Raw genomic sequence first — 23,635 nt, 5'->3', positions numbered from 1 at the left:
CTCACCGTCCGGAGTTGTTATTCCAGCTCACGCGATAGGTTATATCAATCCTGTCACCCATGAAGACTACCCACACCGGGAAGTCAGGGCCGTTATAAGGCTTCCTATCAACCCTAACTGGTGAACCCACCCTAACGCCAGAGATAAGGGTGTCGGTGAGTTTAAAGAGGTTGTTTTCAGGCATTGTAACGTTAACTGCCCTCTTCGCCGGCCCCTTAACACCGGAGTAGCCCCAGACGAACCTCTGAAGGTACTCCTGGTAGGTCATGGTGTAGTTGGGGGTGTAGTCGTAGGTTTCGCCATCGAGGAATATAACAGGCTGGGCAACCGCGAAGAAGACGTGGAACAGCTTGTCCCTGCTGTTGAAGTTGGGAACGTTGGTAATCCTGAAGTCAACGAGACCCTCGTATTTGAGCACCTTCACGTTTCTGTCGAGGATGGGAAACATCGAGCGAACGCTCAGGAAAGTGGGCCTGTTTATGAGCCGGGGATAAACCGAGCCGCAGACGAGACTATCAAGGCCACCGTTGTTCTCGAGAACCGCGCTGACGAGAGTGCCGTTTTCGTAGGTGAGCTTGGTGAGCCTGCCCACGTCGCCACAGGGCGAGTTGAAATCGAGGAGTGGAACAAGGTAGGAGGAGTTCTCGGTTATCCTGAAATTGACCACGACGGTCTCATAGGGCGCGAGCCAGAAGCCAACAAGGTAGTTGACGGATTTGGAGAGGAGCTCCCTTGAAACCGCACCCTGAAGCTCACCGGTGGCCGTTCTGTAATTGTAGAGGTACTCGCTTCCGTTTCCGCGGAGAACCCTGAAGTCATACCTGGGATTAACGAAGACGTACTTGGGATAGGGGGCAGTGTTAACGAGCGTGACGTTGAAATCAACCATTATTTCACCAAGGAGGCCTATGTTATTGTAACTCATTCCCCCAGGAAGCGTGCCGGGGAGGGTGTAATCTTGGGCTAGGGAAAATGAGGGAAGCGAGAATAACAGGGTGAAAAGCAAAAGAAGTGAAAGGAGTCTCCTCATGGGCACCACCTCACGTTGAAACCTTTGCCACGTAGAGGTACTGCTGGTTCTGGAGTATGTCCGGGACGAAGATTGACGGAACCTTAACGATTACGAGGAACTCGGTGTTGGGCGGAAGCACAAGCATGTCCGAGGACTGTTCGAGGTCTATGACCTTCCATCCGTAGCTCTGAAGGGCCTCCCTCGCCTGGTCGCTGGCCTGTATCTTTCCGGCGGCTATGGCCTTAAGTATCTCCGCGAGGTTAACGCTGTAGGAGTAACTGGCAGAGGAGCTCTGGCTGGCGCTCTGAGAGTTTGAGTACGTGTCCGAGACTGTGGTGCCGTTGGAGTACTGGAAGTCGCCCGGATTGTAGGTTGATGCATGGTTCTCGTTGTAGGTGGTCGAGGTGGAGGAGCTGGTCGAACTGCTCTGGCTCTGGGATTCACTTACCGAAATCTGACCGGCGTTTGTCGGAAGGAGGACGAGTTCAACGTAGCCCTGGTTGACTATCTCGCGGTAAGAACTCTTGGTGCCGTTTTTAGCGAAGAACATCACGGCGTCGCCCGGCTGAATGAAGCCACCGGTAATCCTGTCCCTCGGTAGGACGAGGGCAATCTCAACGTACTGAACCTTGTAGACCTTGTACTGGAGCAACTCGGTGTAGCTCGTGACAGTACTCAGGAGAGATTTAGCTTCCGCCTTGGATAGGAGCTGTTTGGTGCCATCTTTCTCAATAATAACATCGTTACCAGGAATGCTGTCAATCTTCCAGAAGTAGTAGTCCCTCCAGAGCGAGAGAAGGTACGAATCGGGATTTATAGAGTTGACCTCCTCAATGGTCTTGGCGCTCATGACCTGGTTCTCGAGAGTCTTCATGGCGGAGACGACCTTGGTCCTGAGACTGTCGGGGAGGGGCATCGAGAGGAGCGGCTGGAACGCAACCTCAATGGCCTGAATCTTAGCCTGCTTGGTCTGGTTAAGCTGTTTCTCATAGGCTATCCTTTCCTGCTCTTTGACGCACTCCTGATAAACCTGAACCGCCTTGTCAAAATAAGCCTTAACGTTTATCTCCCTCAGCTCATCGACGCTGTTGGCGCTCTGAATCTTCTGGAGAACCTGGCTTCTAACCTGGACAGCTTTCTGGGCACAGTCCTTGTTGGAGAAGTTGTAATGTGAGAAGTAGTAGTTGACCTCATTGAGCTTCTTGTTTCGGAGGTCTCTCAGTTCTTTTGTCCCCCGACTTTGCATATAGGAATAAACGCCGATAGAGATAATTAGAATGATTATGATTAAAATTGACGCACCAATCAGAATCCTCTTGCGCCTCTCCCTCTCACGAATGCTACTGATGGAGCGCGGTCTGCGCGGTGGCTTCTTCGCCGAAGCCGTCGGTGGTTTAACCGGGGGAGTCTCGGGCTCGGCCGTTACCTTCCCGAGCTCCCTCAGACGACGTATTTTCGCTTCAATATCCTCTGCCACTTTGAGCACCACCATCATAGTTATCGCTAACCCATTAAGGTCCCGAATGATTTTTGAGCGTTAATCCTTATTTAAGTTTCGGTGAGAACGTGGAACGGTTGGAAATAGTTGTCAAAGAAGTGAGAGGAAAGTGCCCTATCTTCAAAGAAGGTGACAGAATCGTTGTAGAAGGCCCAACAATAAAACTGGACGAGACCGACGCTATATGTACCCATGCCTTTGCCTCGCTACTTCCCTACATAGTGGCCCTGCGAAAGGGTATTAAACCGAGCGAGCTAGGCCTCGGAAGGGGAGAGAAAGCCTACATTCAGTGCCTCGACCCGGGACCGCCGTACACCGACGGAGGAACTGTAATCTTCGAGATAACGGTGGTTAGAGATGAAGCAGAGGAAAGCCTGGAAGGTCGTTAGGGAAGTCATAGACGAGGCCGACGTGATAGTCGAGGTAGTAGATGCCAGGGACCCGATAGGAACGCGCAACAGAAAGCTCGAAAGACTCGTGCAGGAGGAGGGCAAACCGCTCCTCATAGTGATGAACAAGGCCGATTTGGTGCCGAAGGAGTGGGCCGAGGAGTACAAGCGGAAGAGCGAGATACCGGTTGTCTTCATAAGCGCGAGGGAGAGAAAGGGGACCGGAATCCTGAGGAGGGAACTCAAAAAGCTCGCAAAGCCCCTCCTTGACGAGAAGGAAAGGGTGAAGGTCGCCCTCATAGGCTACCCCAACGTCGGCAAGAGCACAATAATCAACACCCTGAAAGGAAAAAGGGCCGTCGGAACTGCTCCGATACCAGGTTACACCAAGGGAAAGCAGTTAATAAGGCTCAGCAAGAAGCTCTGGCTCCTCGACAGTCCGGGAGTTGTTCCGATAGACGACTTCGACGAGCTGGTCATTAAAGGAGGGTTCCCGGCGGATAAGATTGAGGAACCAGTTAAGCCGGCCTTAAAGCTAATCTCCAGAATCCTCGAGACGAGGAGGGAAGCCATAACCGAGAAGTTCGGCATCGAGGAGTTCGAGAGCGAAGAGGAAATCCTCAGGCGGATAGGGGAAAAGCGAGGCCTCATAAAGGCCGGTGGAGAGGTTGATTTGGAAGAAACGGCGAGATGGTTCCTCCGCGAGTGGCAGACGGGTCGCTTCACGCTGTTCGCGAGCGAGGAGGAGAAAAGCCAGGACTTCATCTGGGACTTCAAAGATGTCCTCGAAGATGTTGAGAAAGAACTTCTCCTCGACCCGAGGAGAATCCTCTGGCGCTATGGGGATGAGCTGAGGGAGAAGCTCGACAACCAGAAGAGGGCGGGGGTAAGGGAGATAGAAGGGATAACCGTCGGCATAGCGACGGGCTTCAAGAAGTGCGACTCGGCGTTGAAATTCCTCGAGGAGCTGACGGGAAAGAGTGCCATCGCGAGCGAGTGCTTCGGGAAGAAGTGGAAGGGAGTTATAGCGATACTGGAGTGATGGGTATGAGACTAATCCTGACGACATCGCGGGGAATAGAGGACTTCGCGAGGGCCGAGGTTGAGAGGCTCCTCTCCGACCTTGGAGTTCCGTTTCGGGTGGAGGAAAAGCCCTTCGGCGTCGAGGGGAGGGTGTTGACTGAGGTCGATAGAGCGTTTTACACCGACGAGAAGGGACGGAAGAGGGAGCTGAGCGTTTCGACTTACCTGAACGAACGTTCCAGGCTTCTCCACAGGGTTATAGTCGAGATAGCGAGCGAGCGCTTTGAGGGCATCGGTGAAGACGAACCCGAGAGGGCCCTCAGGAGAATTGAGGAGTTCGTGGCTTCACTTCCAGTGGAGCGCTTTGTTAAGGTCAGCGAGAGCTTCGCGGTTCGCTCCTTCAGGAAAGGTGAGCACAAGATTACGAGCGTTGATATCGCGAAAACCGTTGGAAAGTCGATATTCGAGCGTTTAGAGCGCTTTGGAAGTCCAAAGGTGAACCTCGACCACCCGGCGGTAATCTTCAGGGCCGAGCTGATTGGTGAGGTCTTCTTCCTCGGGATTGACACGACCGGCGATAGCTCGCTCCACAAGAGACCCTGGCGCGTCTACGACCATCCAGCCCATTTAAAGGCCAGCATAGCGAACGCGCTGATTGAGCTTGCGGAACCGGACGGTGGGCCCTTCATAGACCCCTTCTGCGGCAGCGGGACGATTCCGATAGAGCTCGCCTTAAGAGGCTACGAGGGAAGGATAATCGGCCTCGAGAAGTTCAGGAAACACCTCAACGGGGCCAAGATGAACGCACTCTCCGCTGGAGTTTTGGAGGGGATAGAGTTCATTCTCGGCGATGCGACGAGGCTGAGCGAGCACGTGAGCAAAGTGGACTTTGCGGTAAGCAATCTGCCCTACGGCCTCAAAATTGGTCGCAAAAGCGCCATCCCGAAGCTCTACATGGAATTCTTCGGGGAGCTCGCAAAGGTCTTGGAGAAGCGCGGTGTCTTCATAACCACGGAGAAGAGGGCGATAGAGCGGGCCATAGAGGAGAGCGGGTTTGAAATCAAGCATTACCGCCTTATAGGCCACGGCGGGCTTATGGTTCACACCTACGTGATCGAATAAACTTTTAAGCGGATTTTCCCTACTTTTTCTGGTGGTTACATGAAGGGAAAGTCAATCGTTTTAGTCCTCGCGGTCCTTATGGTGGCCCTCGCGGGGGTGGTATACTATTCTTTCAACTACTACAACTTCAACTACCAGTGGAAGACCAACCTCGAAGATTATCGAGAGTACCGGCTCATCGGGAACTCGACGCTGAACGGCTACGTGAAGGCCGACGGCGAGGTAAGCGTCTACATCCTGACGAAGGGGGACTTCAAGAAGCTCAAAAAAGGCGAGCCCTTCAGCTATTACAAAGCCTGGGAGCACGTGAAGGCGGTCGAGCTCAACGACGTCAGAATTCCAGATGGGGATTATCTCCTTGTCATCAAGAACGAAGAGCAGGGTATGCAGTGGATTTCAGTAAAGCTCGTGGACAAAAAGTGAAATCAGCACAGAATCGAGTCCTCGCCCAGGACGTCAAACTCGACCCTTCCGATGCCCTCAATCCACGCCTCAACCTTATCGCCGTGCCTCAGCGGGCCGACTCCTGCTGGAGTACCGGTCGCTATAATGTCTCCGGGCTCGAGCGTCATGACGGAGCTTATGTACTCTATCAGCTCAGGAACCTTGAAGACCATCTCGCTGGTTCTTCCGAGTTGCCTAAGTTCGCCGTTCACCTTCAGGCCGATTTCGAGGTCGTCTATCTTCAGCTCGCGCTTATCTACGACCCTCGGGCCGACGGGCGCAAAGGTGTCGAAGCCCTTCGCAATCGTCCAGGGAAGGCCCTTCTCCCTCGCCTCAACCTGGAGGTCTCTAGCAGTTATATCGAGCAGTATCGTGTAGCCGAGTACGTAATCCATAGCCTTCTCCTTTGGAACGCGCTTGGCCCTTCTGCCTATTATCACTGCCAGCTCGACCTCGTGGTCAACGCGCTTGCTCATCCTGGGTAAGATTATCGGCTCGCCGGGGCCGATGAGCGCACTTGGAGGCTTGAGGAAGAAGACGGGCTTCTCTGGAACGTCGCTCTCCATTTCCCTCGCGTGCTCGGCGTAGTTCTTGGCGAGGGCCACTATTTTGCCCGGCCTCAGCTCGTAGAAGCCGTCCATGTAAGGCAACCGGACCATGCCATCACCGTTCGGAGTTCCAGGGAGGCGAATTAAACCTTGTCATACGAGGGACAAAAGTAATAAGGGGGAACGCCAAAGATTGAGCGGTGGTGGGGTTGCAAAAGGTCCTCGTGAAGGAGAGCGGAACCCTTGCTGTCTTTGCGGTTGTGGTGTTTGCGGTCTTTTTTATCTGGGTTGCCATCGGAATGCTGGGCTTCGCGCCGACGTGGTTCGCACTCCTCTTTCTGGCCATGCCGGTTCTGTTCATTCTCATCGCCCTCGCGAAGGGGACAGGAATTCTCACCGGCAATAAAAAGGCCTCGGCGCTCTTCGAGGGCTCCTCCCTGGCGGAGAGAGGAGTTACGTTTCCAGAGGAGCTCGACTACGAGACCGGCAGGGTAGCTCTTGAAGGCTACTGGACGAGCACCGGACGGAGCAGGACATATCACGTCAGGAGAAGCTTCGAGGCCTGGGAGAGGAAAACAGGGGCGTTCGTGGAGTTTCCGAACGAGCCATTCAGGGTTGAAGTACTCCGCGACGGAACGGGTAGAGTTGAGGCACCAGCGGTAAGAATCCTCAGCGGGCCTTACAAAGACGTCCTTCTGATTTTCCTCACGGACGATGGGGAAGTTACCGGCTCGGGAAGCATTACCCTGAGTAAGGGGAGCGACGTCGCGACGGTGACGTTCCGGGGAGAGGGAAGGGAGCTGAGGGGGAGCGTGCAGGCCGAACTGTCGAAGGCGAGGAAGGTGAGAATAGAGGTCGGCTTCGGGAAGGTGTGGAAGAGAATAGCCGAAGGGCAGAGCTTTGACTTCACGTTTTCACCCCTTCCCGAGGAGAAAACTGTAGTCTTCGCCAACTACAAGACCGTAAGTCCCATGTCGCTCGTCAAGGCCCTCTGGAAGGACTCCACGATTCTCGGCCACGGAGCCTTTGAGCTCAAGGCTATTCTGGACGTTCCGCTCGCGAGGGACGTCGTTGAGAAGGCTGAATTTCGGGTTGAACTGAGGGAAGAGAAGGCGGAAAAGAGGGAAAGGAGCGAGTTCGAGGAGGAGTGGGGGTTCTGGGATTAGCGAAGTGGCTCTGGAATCGCCCTCTCCCACTGCTCCCTGGCAAGCTCACCGGTGTATTTGAACTTCTCCACCTTCTTCTCGGCCTCCTTGCGCTTCTTCTGGTGCTCCTTCAGGAACTCCTGCACCTTCTTGATGAGGTAGCGCTTGCACTCACCGCACGTTAGCTCTCCCGCTTTACACGCGTGATAGCGCTCCATGAGCTTCTTGTCGTCCTCCTCGAAGAAGATTTCAAGCCACTTGAAGACGACGCACTTCTCAGGGTTTCCGCCCTTCTCCCTCTGCTCTTTGAGCGTCGGCTGACCGCCCGTTAAGGCGAACTTCCAGATTTTCTTTCCAGCTTCCTCAGGGTCATCGGTGAGGTAAACCGCTGTCTCGGGTTTGGACGCGCTCATCTTCCCCTCAAGGCCCGTTAGCGGCGGAACGAACTTCGAGTGGAGCGCAGCTGTCTTGTAGTAGCCGAGGCTCTCGGCGAAGTCCCTCTGGAGCCTCCAGTAGGGGTCCTGGTCAATTGCTGCTGGAATTAAACAGCGCTTCTTCTCGAAGAAAGTCGGTGCGGCCTGTATGGCAGGATAGAAAATCATTCCAATCTTGCTCTGCTCGTTGAAGCCGAAGACAGCTTTGGCCATCGAGTAGTTTATCTTCTTCGCTATAGGCAGGGCCATCTCGTAGATTTTGGTGAACTCGCTGTCCTGGAAGATGAAAGTCTTGTCGGGGTCGAAGCCGACCGCTATGATGTCGAGGATGTTTTCATAGGCCCAGCGCTTGGTCTCGTCCAGGGTGAGGTTCTTGAAGAGGAACTTCTCGTCGTCGGTTATCTGTATGTAAAGGTTGACGCCGAACTTCTCTTGGAGCCACTTGGTGGCGAAGAAGGGGATTATGTGGCCTATGTGCATCGGCCCGCTCGGGCCCCTCCCTGTGTACAGGAAGAAGCCCCTTCCACTCTCGTAGTCCTCCAAAATCTTGTCGTAGTCCCTGTGGGAGAAGAAGAAGCGCCTGCGGAAGTAAATGGGCAATTCGCTCTTCGTGAGCCTTGCCGTCTTCTCCAGCAACTCGTCCGTCAGCGGGCTGGTTCCGAACTGCTCTATCAGCTTGTCGTAGTCCACCATGCCCTCAACGTCCCAGGGGGTAACCTTAAACTCCAATTTCAACACCTCCATTTCCAGTGGAAACGAAACTCGTGGCTAAGGCGGTGCAGAAGAGAGGGACTTCACCAAAGCCAAAAACAACCACCGAGCATGGGAAGAGAAAGGGGAGAGGAGAATTTAAAGTTTTTGGAAAACCGCTCTCACGAAATTCTTAAAAACTCTAATCGCGTTTATATAATCATGCTTAGAGAATTTGTCAACCGTCGGGATGAGCTAAAGACACTTGAAGACCTGTGGCGCAAGGAGGGGTTAACGCTCGCTCTCGTTTACGGAAGGAGAAGGGTCGGGAAGACGAGGCTTCTTGAAGAGTTTTCGCGGGGCAAGAACAGGGTGTTCGTGATATTCGAGGACAAGCCGAGGGAATACAACTTCAGACTCCTCTCCAAGAAGGTTTCCGAGTTCATTGGATTCAACGTTGAGGTGGGAGATTTTCCGTCGCTGTTCGCCCTGCTGAAAAGACTGACGAACGAAAGGGTTCTCGTAGTCCTCGACGAGTTCTCCTACTTAATCAGAAAAGACAGGGGGATACTCAGCGAGCTTTCACGGGCCATAGAAGAGAACAGAGACCTCAACGCCCTCGTTGTGGTGTCGGGTTCCTACGTCTCCCTGCTTGAGCGCGAGTTCTTCGACTATTCGAGCCCCATCTACGGAAGGAGCGACGCCAACATCAAGGTTCAGCCGTTGAAGTTCAAGCACCTTTACGAATGGTTCAACGCGAGTACGGAAGACCTCGTGAAAATATACTCAGTTACTGGTGGAACGCCCAAGTACCTCGAATTCTTCAGCGGGAGGAACGTCGAGGAGGAGATAAAGGCCAACTTCTTCAACTCCTCAGCCTTTCTCTTCAGGGAAGCAAGGGCGCTCCTGAGTGAAGAGCTGAGGGAGCTGTCCACTTATCTGGCCATACTCGAGGCGATAGCGAGGGGGAACACAAAGGTTACCCAGATAGCGAACTTCTGCTACATGAAGGAAAATCAGGTTGTGCCCTACCTGCGGGTTCTCGGCGAGCTCGGAATAGTGAGGAAGGTAACTCCCCTCTTTGGGAAGAAGGGAATCTACGAGATAGCCGACAACTACTTCCTCTTCTGGTCGCGCTTTGTGAGCCCTTACTACGAGGAGATTGAGGGAAACTTCACCGAGGCCGCCGTTTTCGACTTCGAAAGGAACTTCAACACCTTCCTTGGAAGGCCCTTCGAGGGAATCGCAAGGGAGTTCCTGATTGAGGCCAACCGAAAGAACCTCCTGCCGTTCCGCTTCACCAAGCTCGGCAGGTGGTGGCGCAGGGGGGAGGAAATAGACATCGTGGCTCTCGACGAAGGCTCGAAAAAGGCCCTATTCGTCGAGGTCAAGTGGAGCGACCTTACGGCGGGAAAGGCGAGAAAAGTCCTGAGACAGCTCGAAAAGAAAGCCGAACTCGTTGGATTGGAGGACTACGAGAAGCACTATGGAATAATCGCAAAGAGAATCGAGGGGAAGGAAAACCTTGGGCTGGCCTTCGACCTAGGGGATTTTGACGAGGTCTTTACCAAGCGCTTAAGCGAAACGGCAGGGAGTAAGGATAGCTTGAGCATCGGGGGCGAGAGCTAACTAGCCTAGATTTTTGGAAAAGGTTAAAGTTGGGATGACAAAGATTCAGTAGGGTGAGAGAATGGAAGTGGTTGTCGAAGCCGTCTATAAAAACGGCGTCCTGAAGCCTAAGAAAAAGCTCAACCTTCCTGAGGGGAGTGAGGTCAGAATTAAGATAGTCCCAACAAGAGTGTCCGAGAGGACCTTTGGGATAGCGAAGATGAGCAAGAGGGAAATTGACGAGATAATCGAGGAGATTGAAGATGAATGGTGAGATGAACGTCTTCTTTGATTCCAACGTTCTAATATACCATCTCGGTGGAGTAGAACTGGCAAAGCCCCTCATTGAGAGCGTGGAAGATGGTAGGATTAAGGGATTCATTAATCCCATCGTTGCTTCTGAGGTCCTATTCTTTTATGTAAAGGCCAAGACAGGTTTAAAATCCTACGAAATCAAGAAAAAGCCGTCAGTTCTTGCAGATATCGAGCTTGAGCCCGTCTTTGAGCTGTTTTCACTCTTCAACATGCTCGATGTCAACTCAGAGATTGTCAAAAACTCGAAGAGGGCAATGGAAAGTTATTATCTGCTTCCCAACGATGCCCTAATAGTCTCTACCTGCGAGTTCTATGGAATACGGAGAATAGCAACGTTTGACGAGGATTTCAAGCGTGTCAAATGGCTGGAGATTATCAGCAACCAACAATGAATACTCGAAAAGAAAAGCCCATAAAAACTCCACCGCTCATCCTCATTCATGAACCGAGAAACCGAGGGGACGCTCTTAGCTCTCATCGTGCTAATCCTGTTCGGCCTCGAGCCGGCCGTAATCAAGGCCAACCCGGTTAATCCATTCGCCTTCGCCTCGCTGTCCGCCTTAATAGCCTCGCTAACCCTCTGGCCTGTTATACTTCTCAGCGGTTGGGCGAGAGAAATCCGAGAGAAGCCGGCCGAGCTGAGGAAGGCCTTTCTAACGGGCCTTTTCGCGACGGCGATAGCCTACTCGCTGTTTTCCTACGGAACGAGGCTGAGCACTGCCATAAACTCGGCAATACTAACGCGCTTCGAGGTCTTTTATTCATTCCTCATTTCGTGGCTCCTCCTGAGGGAGAGGATAAGCAAAAGGGCCGTACTCTCCGCACTCGCCCTAATCACGGGCGTCTTCCTCGTGATTGCACAGAGAAAGAGACCGGAGCTCCTGAGGGGCGACGTCCTGCTTCTCCTAACTCCCCTCTTCTGGCAGCTCGGGCACGCGATGGCGAAGAGAACCGATTACAGCCCATTAACGATAGCAACGCTGAGGAACACCTTCGGCGGGCTTCTCCTCCTCGTCCCGGCCCTTGCAACGGGCTTCGCCTTCACGAAGCTCGCGCTGGCGGAGGGCCTGATAATAGCGCTCACCCAGAGTCTCTGGTATTTAGCGATAGCGCGGATTAACCTCTCGAAGGCGACTGCCATTTTAACGCCCGCGCCCGCTTTGACTGCCCTCGTCTCGATTGCTCTCCTCGGCGAGAGGGTAACCCTCTATCACCTAGCGGGCTTAGCCTTAATAACCCTCGGAACGTTAGCCATCAGCAGAGAGGAGAGCGGGGTGAGAGAATGAAAGTTGTAATCCTCGGCTCGGGTTCATACAGCGGGACGCCCAAGCCCCTCTGCACCTGCGAGAACTGCTCGCGGGCGAGGATTAATCCAGCCCTGCGGAGAACGCGGTTCTCGCTTTACTTTGATAAAACGCTCGTTGACCCAAGTCCAGACCTTCACTACCACCTGGAAAGGCTGAACAAGAGGGTGGAGCGAGTTTTAATAACTCATGGCCACTTCGACCACGTATTCGGACTGCCCGAGCTCCAGGTCTTCAAGCGTGTTGAGTTCTACTCCCACAGAGAGGCACTTGAAGTCGCGAAAAGTTTAACGAGACTGGCCTTCGGCTCGGAAAGCCCGGAGGGGCACGAGTGGGCCTACAACGAGCTTGAGTTCTGGAAGGAGACGAGAGTCGGAAAGATGAGGGTAGTTCACTTCCCCGTCACTCACACGGTAACGGCTGGTGGCTTCGTCATCGAGATGAAGGGGAAGAGGATAGCGATAACCGGCGACACAGGGCCTGAGATTCTGAAGGACGAGCGGGCCCTAAAGCTGATGGAGGGAGTCGACCTGCTTATAGCCGAGATGACCCACAGGGAAGCCATTCCCGGCTCGCACCTTGGTGTCAAGGAGGCAATAGAGCTGGCGAAGAGGGTGGGGGCGGGCTACACCGTCTTCGCGCACATAAGCCACAGCAACTACCCACACGAGGTCTTGGAGAAGAAAGTCAGGGAAGCAGGGGTTCAAGGTGAGGTCGCGAGGGACTTCACGTGGGTTGAGGTTTAGGTCTGCCTTAAAAGCCCAAAGTAATTACCAAGCATAATAATTTTGAAGATGTAACATGTTAATTGATCACAATGTTTAAAAGCTATATCAAGTCACGTTACTAATGGTGGTTCAATATGGAAGATAACGGGCTCCTAGTAACTAATATTGGCTGGTCTCCCAGAGGATGGCAAGGCTTCGATGACGAAATGTTCAAAAACAGGAACTTGTACCAGTTTGATTACATAGTAAATACTGGATTTGGCCACGAACTATGGAATTTTTATGAGCACTTTCGAAAGAATGTATATTTTGGGCACATCGAAAGCAATCCACAAAAATTTACAGCAGGCACAGTACTTTTTGTTTCAAAGTACATCGATCCACGAGACCCTGCACCAGGAAGAAGCAGGTTTTATTTCGTCGGGGTTTATGGACATGCATTATACGATCCTCAAGGCTTCCGTACTGGTGTCAGAGTCATCGATCTTCTCCCCGAAGAAGCTGTCAATAATATCAAAAAGATAGTCGAAACTGGAAATTGGAGGGGGAACAATCCCACAAAGCACATTAACTATCTAAAATCCATTCTAGAAGGAGAGGAATATACAGCTCGCCTAGTGGCTAGTAAAAAATACTCAACAGTGCTCCTGCCAATACAGTATAATGGTTACGTTGAGCTCGATCCCCAAGATATTTGTGTCAAGGACTTTAGAGAATGGAAAATAACCTACAAAATCACTCCTGAGAAAGCCATTAGGTTAATTGACATAGCAATTTTTAGACATGAAAGAATAATCAACAATGAACTAGAAATAACACCCCCGAAACATATAAGGAAAAAAGCCATAGAAGTTGTTTCCAAACTTAAAAGAATCAAAAAGATCATCGAGGCCTCTGTTTAGCCTATTCAAAGCCTCCCGTTATCCTTCAACCATTCTCCGTACTTAACCAGGGCGTAGACGGCGTCAACCGCGTCCTCGGTGGTCTCGTAGACCGGAATACCCTTCTGCTCGATGTTCCTCGCCATCTTGTGCGGGAAGTCTCCACCGGGGGCAACAAAGACAATCGGCTTGCCGTAGGCCTTCATTCTCTCGACCGCGTCAATGATTCCCTCGTCGAGGGCCGGGCTCTGGAAGAGTGCGATGACGACGAGGACGTCAACGTTCGGGTCTTCGAGGGCGTAGCGCATAGCTATCTCGTACCTGCTCGACGGGGCGTCGCCTATGACGTCAATCGGGTTCTTGTAGGACATGTGAGCGGGAAGCTTTCCGGCCCTGACGTCCTCCTCGAACTTCTTAAGCGTCTCCTCGCTAAGTTCAGCCATCTTCAAACCGCGCTCGAGCAGGCCGTCGCTCATCATGACTCCTGCTCCACCGCCGTTGGTGACTATCGCAACGCGGTCGCCCTTGGCCGGCTTCTGCATAGCTAAGACCTTCGCGTAGTTGAAGAGCTGTCTCATCGTGGTCGCTTCCAGAACACCGCTCTGCTCAAAGGCCGCCCTGTAAATCGCGTATGAACCCGCGAGGGAACCGGTGTGGGAAGCTGCTGCCTTGGCACCGGCCTCGGTCCTTCCGCTCTTGAGGATTACGACGGGCTTCTTGAGGGTAACGCGCTTTGCCGTTTCAAGGAACTTCCTTCCGTCCTTGACGCCCTCGAGGTAGCCGGTTATAACGCCCGTCTTCTCGTCGTCGCCGAGGTAGTCCATGAAGTCGCTCTCGTCGAGGTCGGCCATGTTGCCGAGGCTGATGAACTTGCTCATTCCTATCTTCTCTCTGGCCGCCCAGTCGAGGATTGCGGCACCAAAGGCACCGCTCTGGCTCATGAAGGCGACCTTTCCGAAGGGTGGCCTGGCCTGCCTCTCGGGCGGGTTGAAGTTGCAGTCGAAGCCGTTCTCAAGGTTCGTGACGCCAAGACAGTTCGGACCGACGACGCGAATGCCCCACTTCCTGGCGCGCTTAACGAGTTCCTCCTCGAGGTCGGCCCTTCCGGCCTCCTTAAAGCCCGCCGAAATGACTATCGCACCCTTAACGCCCTTCTCACCGCACTCGTCTATAACGTCCGGCACGAACTTGGCTGGAACCGCGATGACCGCGACGTCAACCTCGTCGGGGATGTCCTTGATACTCCGATAAACCTTGAACTTCTTCCCGTTGACCTCGATTTCACCGCCCTTGACGTTGACGGCGTAGACTTTGCCCTCAAAACGTAGCGTTATCGAGCGCATTATGGCGTTTCCAACCTTCCCCGGCACGTGGGAAGCGCCTATGACCGCGACGCTCTTGGGGTAAAACAGGAAGTCGAGGCTCCCCATACAACCACCTCCGAAGTTTTTTCGGCCGATGTTATTTAAGGCTTCCGAGGGTGGACGTTTTATCCAAAGATGAGCAGAGGCCGTTGACCTTTACATATATAAAGCTACCGGAACGGAAAAGGTTAAAACACCTGAGCGTTTAAAGAAACGTTGGAGCGTTAAGATTGGGTGGTCATAATGTCTAAGGTGAAGGTAATAACCGACCCAGAGGTCATAAAACTGATGCTTGAAGATACGAGGAGAAAAATATTAGCCCTACTGCGGAACAGAGAGATGACTATTTCACAGCTGAGCGAGATTCTCGGAAAAACTCCACAGACGATATACCACCACATCGAAAAGCTCAAGGAAGCAGGCCTCGTCGAGGTCAAGAGGACCGAGATGAAGGGCAATCTCGTCGAGAAGTACTACGGAAGAACCGCCGACGCGTTCTACATCAACCTTTATCTCGGCGACGAGGAGTTAAGGTACTTTGCACGCTCGCGGCTCAAGACCAAGCTGGAGATATTCAAGGTCCTCGGCTACGATTTCAACGATGAGGAGCTCCTTAACGTCATGGACGAACTCCTCAAGAAGGAGCACGAGTTCAAAACCGAGATATCCAAGGAAATCGAGGCCAACGAGGACAAACTCAAGGACTTCTCCAACGAGGACATAATCCACGCCATAGAGTGGCTCGCAATGGCCAGAATGGGACGCGATGAGGAGAGCCTCGAACTCCTCAAGAAGCTCGGTGAACTGCTCAAGAAGTGATTGCCATGGCGAGGGGAATCAGGCTTCTCGTGCTTGACGTGCTCAAGCCCCACCAGCCGATAGTCACGGAGCTGGCCCTCGGACTGAGCGAGCTCGAGGGCGTCGAGGGAGTCAACATCACGCTCGTCGAGATTGATAAGGAGACGGAGAACGTCAAGATAACGATAATGGGCGACGACCTCGACTACGACGAGATAGTCAGGACGATAGAGGAGTTCGGCGGTGTGGTGCACAGTATTGATATGGTCGCAGCTGGTAGGAGAATAGTCGAGGAAGAGGAAACTCCTCAGGACAAGCTGGAGGAGTACTGAGTGAGGGAAGTCATAATAATCACCCAGCCCGAAAGGGTCAAGGTTCTGTCAGACGAGACCAGGTTCAAGATACTTCAGCTCCTCAGGCAGAGACCAATGACGATATGGGAGCTCAGCATGGCTATAGGCAGGGACAGGACAACGATTTACAGGCACGTCAAGGCCCTTGAGAAGGCGGGTTTTGTGGAAGAGCTAGGCAGTGAGGGCAACGAGAAGCTCTACGGCAGAACCGCGAGGCTCTTCCTAATAAAGGCCGAGCCCCACGAGAGCATCGAGAACTTCCGGCAGGAGTACCTCCAAGTGGAGGCAGAAAAACTCGTAAGAATCCTCGAAAAAGCGGGAATAAAAATTAAGGACCGGGAAAAACTGAAAGAGCTGACAAAGGACATCCTCAACGAAATCGAGATTAACTCCCAGCCCTTCATTAGGAGAATCTCCGAGGCCGACGTGGAGCTCAGCGAAATAGAGCTATTCCACTTCCTCAACATGCTCGTTTTCCTCCAGAGCTGTGAGCTCTGTGAGATGGCCAAGAAGGTTAAGAAGCTGATAGAGGTTTAAAAACTCAAGACGGTTCACCGTCACTTTTTTTCCGTTAAGGAGCGAGCGGAGCAGTGCCAGAGTGAGAGACAGTCCGAGGATAACCAGAAGCCCCCCAACAAAGCCCCAAACGCCCTGCTCCTGGTAACCTTGCTTCAGGGCCTCAAAAATCCAAGACTTCCCCCCAGACAAATGTTCCCGCGAGGGTTCCAATTACAAAACCTCCAAGGGAGAGGAATAACTCATAACGCGTTTCAAGTCTCACGAAGAGGAGGCCAATTAAGATAGCCAAAGCCCCGGTCGGCAGGCTAAACGCGAGGAGAAAACCGAAGAAAAAGTAGAAGAGAGAACGCCAGTTAAACCCCAGCCCCACCATGCCAGCACCCCGGCTCAGAACTCCTCCACCCATTTTACTGCCTCTGGAATCCGCTTCGCGAGCTCAAGGGCCGTGAAGTTTTCTCCGAGTTCTTCCTTCACCATATCCCCAGCGAGGCCGTTGAGGAAGGCACCGACCGAGGCTGACCTCAGCGGGGAGTTTCCGAGCGTGAGCAGGGCCCCGACGAGGCCGGCTAAAACGTCGCCTGTTCCCCCCGTCGTCATGCCCCTGTTGCCTGTCCTGTTGTACTTCCAGGTTTCTCCGTCGCTGATGACGTCGTAGGGGCCCTTCAGCAGGATTACGCCACCAATTTCGCGGGCCTTTTCCTTCACCAGCCCTGCCCGCTCAATCAGCCCCTCGGAAGGCTTAACGCCGAAGAGAACGCTGAATTCACCTGCATGGGGCGTTAGAACAAAGGATTTACCTTTGAGAACGCCCAAATCCTCGGCTATCACCTTCAACCCGTCCGCATCGATGACCATCGGCTTCTCACAGCTCCTCACGAACCCTCTAACGAACTCCTTAGTTTCCTTAGCGAGACCTATTCCTGGCCCTATGACAACGGCGTCCGCCTTTTCGGCGAGCTCAAGCAGGTCATCAAGGTGCTCGGTCGAGAAGTTCTCGCCAGGGAAGGGCCTCAGAATCAAATCTGGGTCGCTTATCCTCCTCGCAGGCTCAGCCGGCATCGCGAGGTAAACGAGGTCAACAAGGTAGCTCGCCCCCTTGGAGGAAAGATAGGGAGCGCCGTAGTAGCTTGAACTCCCGCCGATGACCAAAAGCCTGCCGTTCTGCCCCTTGTGCTGGCCCCTCTTCCTGAGCGCGAACTTTGCATCGCCCGGCCCGACGAGGTGGTAGAGCTCCCTGGGATAGCCTATCTTTACTATAATCCTCTCAAATCCCTCGTACTCCTCCTTGTCCCACTGGAAGGTGACGGCGAAGTCGGCTTTAACGCGTACGTCGCTCGGGTAACCGCTCGGCAGGTCAACGCTGACAATCTTCGCCCTTCCAGCGTACTCGTTGATTTTCTCGATGGCCGAGCGTATGGGTTCTCTCGGCTCACCCCTCGTTCCGGCCCCGAGGAGGGCATCCACGATGACGTCGTAACCGCTCAGGTCAAGCCCTTTTATGTAGGCGGAATCCTTCAGAACCTTAATTTTCACGAAGTCAAGGTTCTTCAGGATTTCCCAGTTGTGTTTAGCTTCCCCGCTCCTTATCTTGGCCTCATCGCCCACCAGAAAAACCGTAACGTCGTTTTCGAAGCTAAGATGCCTCGCGACGACGAAGCCGTCCCCACCGTTGTTCCCGGTTCCCGAGAAGACCGCAATCCTGAGGCCCTTTCCAAAGCGCTCCTCTATCGTTCTTGCAACGCCGGCTCCAGCGTTCTCCATGAGCTGGTAAGGTGTTATACCGAGCCATTTCGCGTTTATGTCCCAGACGTAAACGTCCTCAATCCTCATGGTATCACCGTTGGGTGTTAGGCCCAACGTGTTAAATCGTTTTCAGTCGTTTTGAAAAAAGTATATAGTCTTAAACAAAATTTTGAATAAAGAATAGAAACTATTCCGCAATATTATAGTCTTACCCTTACAATCAGGACACTTACTGCAAAAATCACAATTAAACCAGGCCCACAGACCAAGTGAGAGGAGTTATTGTTGACTTTACTGGTACTTGAAGTTAGAATTTGTGTTGTGTTTGAAAGAGGCTTTATCGGTGAAGTCCCAGGCTCAACAACAGGGGATAAATCAACAGAGACGTTGAGAGTCGGCTTTGTTACATTAACCACAACTGATTTCATAATGTAGCCATTTGCCCTCACTGTAATGTTGTGGAACCCAGGAATAACAAACACCCGAACTGGGCTACGTCCGACAGGTTTTCCATCCACGTAGACTGTGGCATTCACGACGTTTGATGTAACTATGAGTTCGGAACGTATTAGTGGAAGCTCAACGTTTATAAAGGCGGTTTCGTTTGGCGAAAGTTCCACAGTTTTTCTAACGCTACCATACTGTGCCGGATATTCCTTAGACTTAAAGATAAGTATGTACGTGCCGTTGTGGAGAGAAACTTTAGCAGGGGTATAAACGGTTATACCCTCTGGCACGATATCAACCTCGGCAACCGGAGTAGAGTTAAGGCAAAGCGTTGCATTCAACGGACTAAGGTGTACAGAGAGTCTAATACCCTCATGAGGACCAATCGTCAAAACACGTTCTACCGGAGAGTAGTTCCCACGGACTATACGTACTTCATGTCTCCCCGCGCTAAGCCGGGTGTATAACGGCGTCAATCCAAAGTGTCTTTCATCGATAGTGACGTTCCCAGGAGGTATGGAATCTATAAGCACTGCAGAGGGAACCCAAGATGTGTCAATAAGATAAACCTTAGGACCAGTATAAATGTACTTGGCATCATAATAAGCGAAATAATAGTTTGGGCCCTTTCCCATGGGTAGATAAGTACTCGCAAGGGGAACCGCATTTCTGAAATCAATGGCCACAACGTTAACAGTAGCTCCACATGGGTACACCCCAACGTGGACGTTATGGTAAGGAAGCAATACCGTGCTAATTGAGTTTGTGGACATCCAGTAGCCCTTTAAAGGCTCACTAAACTTTAAGCTCTGAACATCCCTTCTCCACTGAAGAGTACCGTTTAAAAGATACTTAGACTCTACAAGAGTACACGTTGAGTTTAATTGTTTTACCATGAACAAGTAAAGGGAATTGTTATCGAAAATTGGCACAGCTCCAAGGAATTCATACGGAAGTTCAACAATGGCTACTGGTGTCAGATTCAGAGTCCATATTCCATAATAGGTCTTTATATCCGGTATATATCCCTCACTCTTATCACGCCATGACGCCATTACAAATTTGTCATCTTGAATATAAATTTTAATAGATGCAACAGGATAATTAATTCTAACAGACTTCAAAACGTTACCGGATTCATCTATAAGGCCAAAATAAGGCAACCCTTTGCCAAAACCGGGAACTACAACCAGATACTTTCCATTCCCAGCAGGAAGTATACTCGAAACAGTATTCCCAACTACATGGAGGTTTGTCGCAAATTTGAGTTTACCGCCGAAGTCAACACCAATAATATAATGTCCCCCTAAATTCTCTTTAGATGCATCAACAGTTCCAGCAAGAATAAGATTCTTTTCATGCACAGGCAGGATGTAGCTAACCCAGCCATACCTACTAGTGTCAATCTTCCACACGAGTGTATACTTTTCACCATTCAATCGATATAGCCGAAGAGAGTTTTCTTTCGAAACCGTTGACACTAGCAGGTAACCTTCATCAACTGGCACAACTGAACCGAGCAAATCATTAATCGTTAAAACGGTCTCACCAGATGAAGCGTTTACAATCCTTGTGGAGTGCATATGTGATGTGGAGTTCTCTTGATAAATCACCCAGAGACCATTTGTGAAATATATTCCAGAGTAATCATCCTGAGACTCAACAAAAGCCAATTTAACATCAAAAGCCACAACTACCGGAACAACCAATAGCATCCCAACAAAGATTGCCAGAAGCAAACCGGAATTCCTACTATTATAACCCATCATCATATCACCCTTGCGAGTTAAAATAAAGATATTTAAAGGTTACGAATTCCATTAGTTAAAGTCAACGAAGCATAGCCCACAAACCATGAGTAAAATATAAAACATGAAGAGACACATATTGTTATGCTAACAAAGAGTCTCAAGCGCCTTCCGGTAGGCATCCTCCGAATAAAGCACCAGGTAAACATTCTTCACGCTTCTCGCTTCCCTTGAAAACTCCTCAACTGTTTCCTTGAAGGTTCTAACGACTTCCTCAAGGGGACAGCCGTAGATTCCGGCGCTTATCGCCGGGAAGGCCACGCTCTTAACGCCCAGCTCGTCTGCCTTCCTGAGCGCCCCCAGTATAGCCTTCCTGAGCTTCTCCTTCTTATCCCCGTCCCAGCGGCCGCCGCAGTAGGGGCCGACCGTGTGAATGACGTACTTAATCCCGTATCGCTCGAGTCTCATCGCCGGCGTTACAACGACTTCGCCGTGCTCCATTGAGTCCTTTCCAAGCTGTTCTCTCAAGGCTTCCTTGCTTATCCTGATGTACTCGCGGGCGTCTCCAGCGGCGGCCTTGGCTATGGCGTAGGCGACACCACCACCGTGCTCGAGGTAGCGGTTCGCAGCGTTTACAATCGCCTCGGCCGGAAAGCGGGTGATGTCACCTTTAACAACCTCAAGCATTGCCCTCACCCACGATGCTCCTCAAAAGCTTTCTCTCCCTCTCTGAGAGGAAATCGTCACTCCCAACTATAAACACCGTGGCGCCGTGGACGAGGGCGTAGTCCCTGAGCGCCGACAGGAACTTGAGGACGCTGGAGAAGCCGTTTTCGAGGACGAGATAATCGAGACCGTCAATGACGATGATGGGCTTTTTACCGGCTTCCCCAGCTTCCCTCATGAACTTGACCGCCATGTCGAGAATTTTGGGGAGGTTTGTCGGCGAGATTGTCCGCTCGTCGTGAACCGTCGTTATCCAGAACCAGTTGGGAGCGTTCCGCGGACTCCGTGAAAACACAAGGGCGGAGGAGAGAACGTCCTCAGGGACAGAGGGGACGAGAAAGAGACCGGGTTTTCCATCGAGGCCAACGTCCTTGATTGAACCGATGGAGAAGTCCCCGACGAAAGAAGTCCTCAGGAAGGTTCTAACCGACTCAAAGGCGAGGACAACGCCGAGGAAAGCGGGAACGATGCGGAGCCGGAAGAAGGGAATCAATCCTGAGAGTGCCACGACGACGCCGAGGAAAGCCTGAAGGACCGACATCGGCAGGAGCGTTCTCCCCCCATAGAACCCGAGGAGAACGGCCGAGAGGACAATCCACAGGCCGAGAAGAATATAAGCTGACGTTTCGTGCTCAGGATAGAACAGGAAAACGATGAGCACCGGGAGAATCGATAGGTAGAGCAGACTCCTCGCTGTTTCATTGTTTAGGGTCAATTCGTCTATCGCCTCGACGTTGCCGGCCCACAGAAAGGCCGAGAAAAAGGCCAGGCCAACGATGTAGACTCCCATATCCGAGGAGAAGACCGGAACGGCGAGGCTCAGCCAGGCTAACGAGTAGTAGAGGAGCGCCTTTCGGCCAGTAATGTGATGGTTGTAGAAGAGGAGGACGTAGGAAACGAGCAGTGCAACGCCCAGGAAAAGGTCAAGATAGTTCACGCGCCACCTCCTCCACCCGGTTCAGTATTTTCTCCTCATCCAGCGTAAGAACTTCGCGGTCGAGCATTAAAACCTTTCCGTCAACTATCGTCGTCTCGACGTCGTTGCCGTTGGCGGAGTAAACGATGTGGCTCACTATGTCATGAATCGGCCTCAGGTGGGGTCTGTTAAAGTCGAAAATGACTATATCGGCCAGGTAGCCGGGCTTTATAACGCCGGCGTTGAGGCGGAGCGCCTTTGCGCCGTTTACAGTTGCCATCCTGAAGACGGTTCTGGCGTCTGCAACCGTTGGGTCAAGGTTGTGAACCTTGTGGAGCAGAGCGGCAAGCTTCATCTCCTCTACCATGTCGAGGTTGTTGTTGCTCGCGCTCCCGTCTGTCCCGAGGCCGACGTTAACTCCAGCGTTCAGGAGCCTCTGGAGGGGCATCACACCGCTGGCAAGCTTCATGTTACTCGCTGGATTGTGGGCAACGGTGACGCCGTTCCTCGCGAGTATAGAGATATCCCTGCTGTCGAGCCAGACGCCGTGCGCTATTATAACATCGCTCCCGAAGAAGCCGATTTCGTCGAGGAGCACAACGGGGCTCTTCCCGTAGCGCTCCTGAATCTTTCCGAGCTCGGCCATTGTCTCTGCCACGTGAATCGTTATCAGCTTACCATACTCATTCGCGAGCTTCCTAACTTCCTTCAAGAGGGCAAGGGAGCAGGTGTAGGGCGCGTGGGGCCCAAAGACGAAGTGGACCCTCTCGGAGTTGAGGCCCTCGATGACCTTCATCTCGCGCAGGGCCTCTTTAATTTCCTTCTCCGTCCTCTCGGGGTCGCCGAGGTCTATCATGCCATAGGAGAGATACCCACGAAGACCAGCTTCAAGGGTTGCCTCGGCAACCGCGTCCATCTGGAAGTACATGTCGAGGAAGGTTGTCGTGCCGGTCTTAATCATCTCGAGAGCTCCCAAGTAGGCGCCGACCTTGATGTGCTCGCGCGTCAGCTTCGCTTCCCTCGGCCAGATGTGCTTTTCCAGCCACTCCATCAGAGGTAAATCGTCTGCAAGGCCCCTCAGAAGACCCATCGGCGAGTGAGTGTGGAGGTTGACGAAGCCGGGCGAAACAACCTTTCCGGTCGCGTCTATGACGGTATCCGCGCCCTCGTTGATTCTCCTTTTGACCTCAACGATTCGGTTGCCCTCGATTAGAACGTCCGCTTTAACGACCTCAAGGTTCTCGCCGTAGAGAACGTAACCGTTCCTGATGAGAATGCTCACTCCGACCACCCCCTTTTAAAGGGGTGTGTTTTCTGCCGAGGTTAAAAAGATGTCGGAGAAGAGAAAAACCTCAAATTGGAACCCAGAGGCTCCATGAGTACGGGTCAAACTCGTTGTAGTGGTCCCAGATGGATGCGTAGCCCCTCTCCACCAGCCATTCGTTGACGTTGAGGGCATAGCCATAATACCAGAATGGAAGGTAAACGACCGCGACGACCCTCCCATAATGGTCGGTTTCGTAAACGTCATCAACGTCGAGGTAAACGTGACGTCCGTAGGTATCGAAGAGCCATTCCAGGGCAGCCTTGGACTCCTTACCTTCCGCCGTGTATAGTTCGGGAGCGTTTATGTCGGCGAAGCGAACCTTGAAGGTTTCTCCGGCCCTATAACCGTAGTAGGAGTGGAACCACACTGTATCGCCGTCAACCACCTTTGTTACATAGCCATAGGCCTGGAGCTCGTAGGCCGAGACAAACCCCGAAATCAGGAGAAAGAACACCACCGGAACAATCGCAAGGGCTTTCCTCACGGCGACCACCACTCTAAGAGGGAACTGAAGATTTTAAAGTTTTCCAAATTCCCGGCTAAATTGTGATGA

At 52.3% G+C, this 23,635-nt stretch carries 26 protein-coding genes; 14 read left to right on the top strand and 12 right to left on the bottom strand.

Annotated features, from left to right (window positions below; translation table 11 throughout):
* Position 1: 1 nt before the first annotated feature.
* Both MVO87_RS01425 and MVO87_RS01420 read right to left on the bottom strand, forming a co-directional pair.
* Positions 2 to 889 (bottom strand): hypothetical protein, encoded by an 888-nt coding sequence (locus tag MVO87_RS01425; protein ID WP_297515730.1) that lies wholly within the window; start codon positions 887 to 889, stop codon positions 2 to 4.
* 151 nt (positions 890 to 1,040) lie between these two features.
* A complete protein-coding gene (locus tag MVO87_RS01420; protein ID WP_297515728.1) occupies positions 1,041 to 2,504 on the bottom strand; it encodes a DUF515 domain-containing protein in 1,464 nt (487 codons plus the stop codon).
* Between the two features lie 74 nt (positions 2,505 to 2,578).
* Between MVO87_RS01420 and MVO87_RS01415 the strand changes: the two genes are divergently transcribed.
* The 4 genes from MVO87_RS01415 to MVO87_RS01400 are packed head-to-tail and all read left to right on the top strand — an operon-like array spanning position 2,579 to position 5,467.
* Positions 2,579 to 2,899 (top strand): TIGR04076 family protein, encoded by a 321-nt coding sequence (locus MVO87_RS01415; RefSeq protein WP_297515725.1) that lies wholly within the window; start codon positions 2,579 to 2,581, stop codon positions 2,897 to 2,899.
* Complete coding sequence (locus MVO87_RS01410; RefSeq protein WP_297551943.1) at positions 2,868 to 3,941, top strand: GTPase; 1,074 nt, start codon at positions 2,868 to 2,870, stop codon at positions 3,939 to 3,941. The genes MVO87_RS01415 and MVO87_RS01410 overlap by 32 nt, the downstream gene beginning before the upstream one ends.
* Positions 3,942 to 3,946: 5 nt before the next feature.
* A complete protein-coding gene (gene trm14, locus MVO87_RS01405; protein ID WP_297513977.1) occupies positions 3,947 to 5,044 on the top strand; it encodes a tRNA (guanine(6)-N2)-methyltransferase in 1,098 nt (365 codons plus the stop codon).
* 39 nt (positions 5,045 to 5,083) lie between these two features.
* Positions 5,084 to 5,467 (top strand): hypothetical protein, encoded by a 384-nt coding sequence (locus tag MVO87_RS01400; protein WP_297513974.1) that lies wholly within the window; start codon positions 5,084 to 5,086, stop codon positions 5,465 to 5,467.
* Between the two features lie 2 nt (positions 5,468 to 5,469).
* Here the strand turns inward: MVO87_RS01400 and MVO87_RS01395 are convergent, their stop codons facing one another.
* Complete coding sequence (locus tag MVO87_RS01395; protein WP_297513971.1) at positions 5,470 to 6,147, bottom strand: fumarylacetoacetate hydrolase family protein; 678 nt, start codon at positions 6,145 to 6,147, stop codon at positions 5,470 to 5,472.
* 92 nt (positions 6,148 to 6,239) lie between these two features.
* Between MVO87_RS01395 and MVO87_RS01390 the strand changes: the two genes are divergently transcribed.
* Positions 6,240 to 7,202, top strand: coding sequence for a hypothetical protein (locus tag MVO87_RS01390; RefSeq protein ID WP_297513968.1), 963 nt, complete (start codon positions 6,240 to 6,242; stop codon positions 7,200 to 7,202).
* Here the strand turns inward: MVO87_RS01390 and MVO87_RS01385 are convergent.
* Complete coding sequence (locus MVO87_RS01385) at positions 7,199 to 8,350, bottom strand: tryptophan--tRNA ligase (RefSeq protein WP_297513966.1); 1,152 nt, start codon at positions 8,348 to 8,350, stop codon at positions 7,199 to 7,201. The genes MVO87_RS01390 and MVO87_RS01385 overlap by 4 nt on opposite strands.
* A gap of 177 nt (positions 8,351 to 8,527) precedes the next feature.
* Here MVO87_RS01385 and MVO87_RS01380 point away from each other — a divergent pair, with 177 nt between their 5' ends.
* From MVO87_RS01380 to MVO87_RS01355, 6 genes are all read left to right on the top strand, one after another.
* Positions 8,528 to 9,934: an ATP-binding protein gene (locus MVO87_RS01380; protein WP_297513960.1), complete on the top strand. Its 1,407-nt coding sequence runs from the start codon at positions 8,528 to 8,530 to the stop codon at positions 9,932 to 9,934.
* A 61-nt stretch (positions 9,935 to 9,995) separates the two neighbouring features.
* Complete coding sequence (locus MVO87_RS01375; protein WP_297513957.1) at positions 9,996 to 10,187, top strand: antitoxin family protein; 192 nt, start codon at positions 9,996 to 9,998, stop codon at positions 10,185 to 10,187.
* Entirely contained in the window at positions 10,177 to 10,620 is a 444-nt protein-coding gene (locus MVO87_RS01370) for a type II toxin-antitoxin system VapC family toxin (RefSeq protein WP_297513953.1), read from the top strand. Before MVO87_RS01375 ends, MVO87_RS01370 begins: the two co-directional genes overlap by 11 nt.
* A gap of 48 nt (positions 10,621 to 10,668) precedes the next feature.
* Positions 10,669 to 11,514 (top strand): DMT family transporter, encoded by an 846-nt coding sequence (locus tag MVO87_RS01365; RefSeq protein ID WP_297513950.1) that lies wholly within the window; start codon positions 10,669 to 10,671, stop codon positions 11,512 to 11,514.
* Positions 11,511 to 12,278, top strand: a complete 768-nt coding sequence (locus MVO87_RS01360) for an MBL fold metallo-hydrolase (RefSeq protein WP_297513947.1) — start codon at positions 11,511 to 11,513, stop codon at positions 12,276 to 12,278. Before MVO87_RS01365 ends, MVO87_RS01360 begins: the two co-directional genes overlap by 4 nt.
* A 116-nt stretch (positions 12,279 to 12,394) precedes the next feature.
* Positions 12,395 to 13,162: a hypothetical protein gene (locus MVO87_RS01355; protein ID WP_297513944.1), complete on the top strand. Its 768-nt coding sequence runs from the start codon at positions 12,395 to 12,397 to the stop codon at positions 13,160 to 13,162.
* Positions 13,163 to 13,167: 5 nt separating this feature from the next.
* Here MVO87_RS01355 and MVO87_RS01350 read toward each other — a convergent pair whose 3' ends face one another.
* Positions 13,168 to 14,571, bottom strand: a complete 1,404-nt coding sequence (locus MVO87_RS01350) for an acetate--CoA ligase family protein (RefSeq protein WP_297551941.1) — start codon at positions 14,569 to 14,571, stop codon at positions 13,168 to 13,170.
* 177 nt (positions 14,572 to 14,748) lie between these two features.
* Between MVO87_RS01350 and MVO87_RS01345 the strand changes: the two genes are divergently transcribed.
* Genes MVO87_RS01345 through MVO87_RS01335 form a run of 3 tightly spaced genes read left to right on the top strand, consistent with a single transcriptional unit; the run spans position 14,749 to position 16,193 of the window.
* The gene (locus MVO87_RS01345; RefSeq protein WP_297514891.1) at positions 14,749 to 15,324 is read left to right on the top strand and encodes a winged helix-turn-helix domain-containing protein; all 576 of its coding nucleotides are present in this window, start codon (positions 14,749 to 14,751) and stop codon (positions 15,322 to 15,324) included.
* A 5-nt stretch (positions 15,325 to 15,329) separates the two neighbouring features.
* Complete coding sequence (locus MVO87_RS01340; RefSeq protein ID WP_042692064.1) at positions 15,330 to 15,635, top strand: DUF211 domain-containing protein; 306 nt, start codon at positions 15,330 to 15,332, stop codon at positions 15,633 to 15,635.
* Positions 15,636 to 16,193, top strand: coding sequence for an ArsR/SmtB family transcription factor (locus MVO87_RS01335; protein WP_297514887.1), 558 nt, complete (start codon positions 15,636 to 15,638; stop codon positions 16,191 to 16,193).
* Positions 16,194 to 16,335: 142 nt separating this feature from the next.
* Here MVO87_RS01335 and MVO87_RS01330 read toward each other — a convergent pair whose 3' ends face one another.
* The 7 genes from MVO87_RS01330 to MVO87_RS01300 form a co-directional block, all read right to left on the bottom strand.
* Positions 16,336 to 16,548, bottom strand: coding sequence for a hypothetical protein (locus MVO87_RS01330; RefSeq protein ID WP_297514884.1), 213 nt, complete (start codon positions 16,546 to 16,548; stop codon positions 16,336 to 16,338).
* A 14-nt stretch (positions 16,549 to 16,562) separates the two neighbouring features.
* Complete coding sequence (locus MVO87_RS01325) at positions 16,563 to 18,005, bottom strand: NAD(P)H-hydrate dehydratase (RefSeq protein ID WP_297514881.1); 1,443 nt, start codon at positions 18,003 to 18,005, stop codon at positions 16,563 to 16,565.
* Between the two features lie 113 nt (positions 18,006 to 18,118).
* On the bottom strand, positions 18,119 to 20,137 hold the full coding sequence (locus tag MVO87_RS01320; protein ID WP_297514877.1) for a PEGA domain-containing protein: 2,019 nt from the start codon (positions 20,135 to 20,137) through the stop codon (positions 18,119 to 18,121).
* A 123-nt stretch (positions 20,138 to 20,260) separates the two neighbouring features.
* Positions 20,261 to 20,800: a [protein ADP-ribosylglutamate] hydrolase gene (locus tag MVO87_RS01315; RefSeq protein WP_297514875.1), complete on the bottom strand. Its 540-nt coding sequence runs from the start codon at positions 20,798 to 20,800 to the stop codon at positions 20,261 to 20,263.
* Positions 20,793 to 21,776: a DUF835 domain-containing protein gene (locus tag MVO87_RS01310; RefSeq protein WP_297512799.1), complete on the bottom strand. Its 984-nt coding sequence runs from the start codon at positions 21,774 to 21,776 to the stop codon at positions 20,793 to 20,795. The genes MVO87_RS01315 and MVO87_RS01310 overlap by 8 nt, the downstream gene beginning before the upstream one ends.
* Positions 21,763 to 23,037, bottom strand: coding sequence for an amidohydrolase family protein (locus MVO87_RS01305; protein WP_297551939.1), 1,275 nt, complete (start codon positions 23,035 to 23,037; stop codon positions 21,763 to 21,765). Before MVO87_RS01305 ends, MVO87_RS01310 begins: the two co-directional genes overlap by 14 nt.
* Before the next feature lie 70 nt (positions 23,038 to 23,107).
* A complete protein-coding gene (locus MVO87_RS01300; RefSeq protein ID WP_297551938.1) occupies positions 23,108 to 23,575 on the bottom strand; it encodes a thermonuclease family protein in 468 nt (155 codons plus the stop codon).
* Positions 23,576 to 23,635: the final 60 nt, after the last annotated feature.

The organism is Thermococcus sp. (assembly GCF_027063845.1).
Taxonomy (GTDB): domain Archaea; phylum Methanobacteriota_B; class Thermococci; order Thermococcales; family Thermococcaceae; genus Thermococcus.
This window is presented reverse-complemented; position numbering and strand designations above follow the sequence as displayed.

Coding starts and splice junctions, on each gene's coding strand:
- MVO87_RS01425 (WP_297515730.1), bottom strand. CDS start 889: ATGGTTGATTTCAACGTCACGCTCGTTAACACTGCCCCCTATCCCAAG.
- MVO87_RS01420 (WP_297515728.1), bottom strand. CDS start 2,504: ATGGTGGTGCTCAAAGTGGCAGAGGATATTGAAGCGAAAATACGTCGT.
- MVO87_RS01410 (WP_297551943.1), top strand. CDS start 2,868: ATGAAGCAGAGGAAAGCCTGGAAGGTCGTTAGGGAAGTCATAGACGAG.
- trm14 (WP_297513977.1), top strand. CDS start 3,947: ATGAGACTAATCCTGACGACATCGCGGGGAATAGAGGACTTCGCGAGG.
- MVO87_RS01400 (WP_297513974.1), top strand. CDS start 5,084: ATGAAGGGAAAGTCAATCGTTTTAGTCCTCGCGGTCCTTATGGTGGCC.
- MVO87_RS01395 (WP_297513971.1), bottom strand. CDS start 6,147: ATGGTCCGGTTGCCTTACATGGACGGCTTCTACGAGCTGAGGCCGGGC.
- MVO87_RS01380 (WP_297513960.1), top strand. CDS start 8,528: ATGCTTAGAGAATTTGTCAACCGTCGGGATGAGCTAAAGACACTTGAA.
- MVO87_RS01375 (WP_297513957.1), top strand. CDS start 9,996: ATGGAAGTGGTTGTCGAAGCCGTCTATAAAAACGGCGTCCTGAAGCCT.
- MVO87_RS01370 (WP_297513953.1), top strand. CDS start 10,177: ATGAATGGTGAGATGAACGTCTTCTTTGATTCCAACGTTCTAATATAC.
- MVO87_RS01365 (WP_297513950.1), top strand. CDS start 10,669: ATGAACCGAGAAACCGAGGGGACGCTCTTAGCTCTCATCGTGCTAATC.
- MVO87_RS01360 (WP_297513947.1), top strand. CDS start 11,511: ATGAAAGTTGTAATCCTCGGCTCGGGTTCATACAGCGGGACGCCCAAG.
- MVO87_RS01355 (WP_297513944.1), top strand. CDS start 12,395: ATGGAAGATAACGGGCTCCTAGTAACTAATATTGGCTGGTCTCCCAGA.
- MVO87_RS01350 (WP_297551941.1), bottom strand. CDS start 14,571: ATGGGGAGCCTCGACTTCCTGTTTTACCCCAAGAGCGTCGCGGTCATA.
- MVO87_RS01345 (WP_297514891.1), top strand. CDS start 14,749: ATGTCTAAGGTGAAGGTAATAACCGACCCAGAGGTCATAAAACTGATG.
- MVO87_RS01340 (WP_042692064.1), top strand. CDS start 15,330: ATGGCGAGGGGAATCAGGCTTCTCGTGCTTGACGTGCTCAAGCCCCAC.
- MVO87_RS01330 (WP_297514884.1), bottom strand. CDS start 16,548: ATGGTGGGGCTGGGGTTTAACTGGCGTTCTCTCTTCTACTTTTTCTTC.
- MVO87_RS01325 (WP_297514881.1), bottom strand. CDS start 18,005: ATGAGGATTGAGGACGTTTACGTCTGGGACATAAACGCGAAATGGCTC.
- MVO87_RS01320 (WP_297514877.1), bottom strand. CDS start 20,137: ATGATGATGGGTTATAATAGTAGGAATTCCGGTTTGCTTCTGGCAATC.
- MVO87_RS01315 (WP_297514875.1), bottom strand. CDS start 20,800: ATGCTTGAGGTTGTTAAAGGTGACATCACCCGCTTTCCGGCCGAGGCG.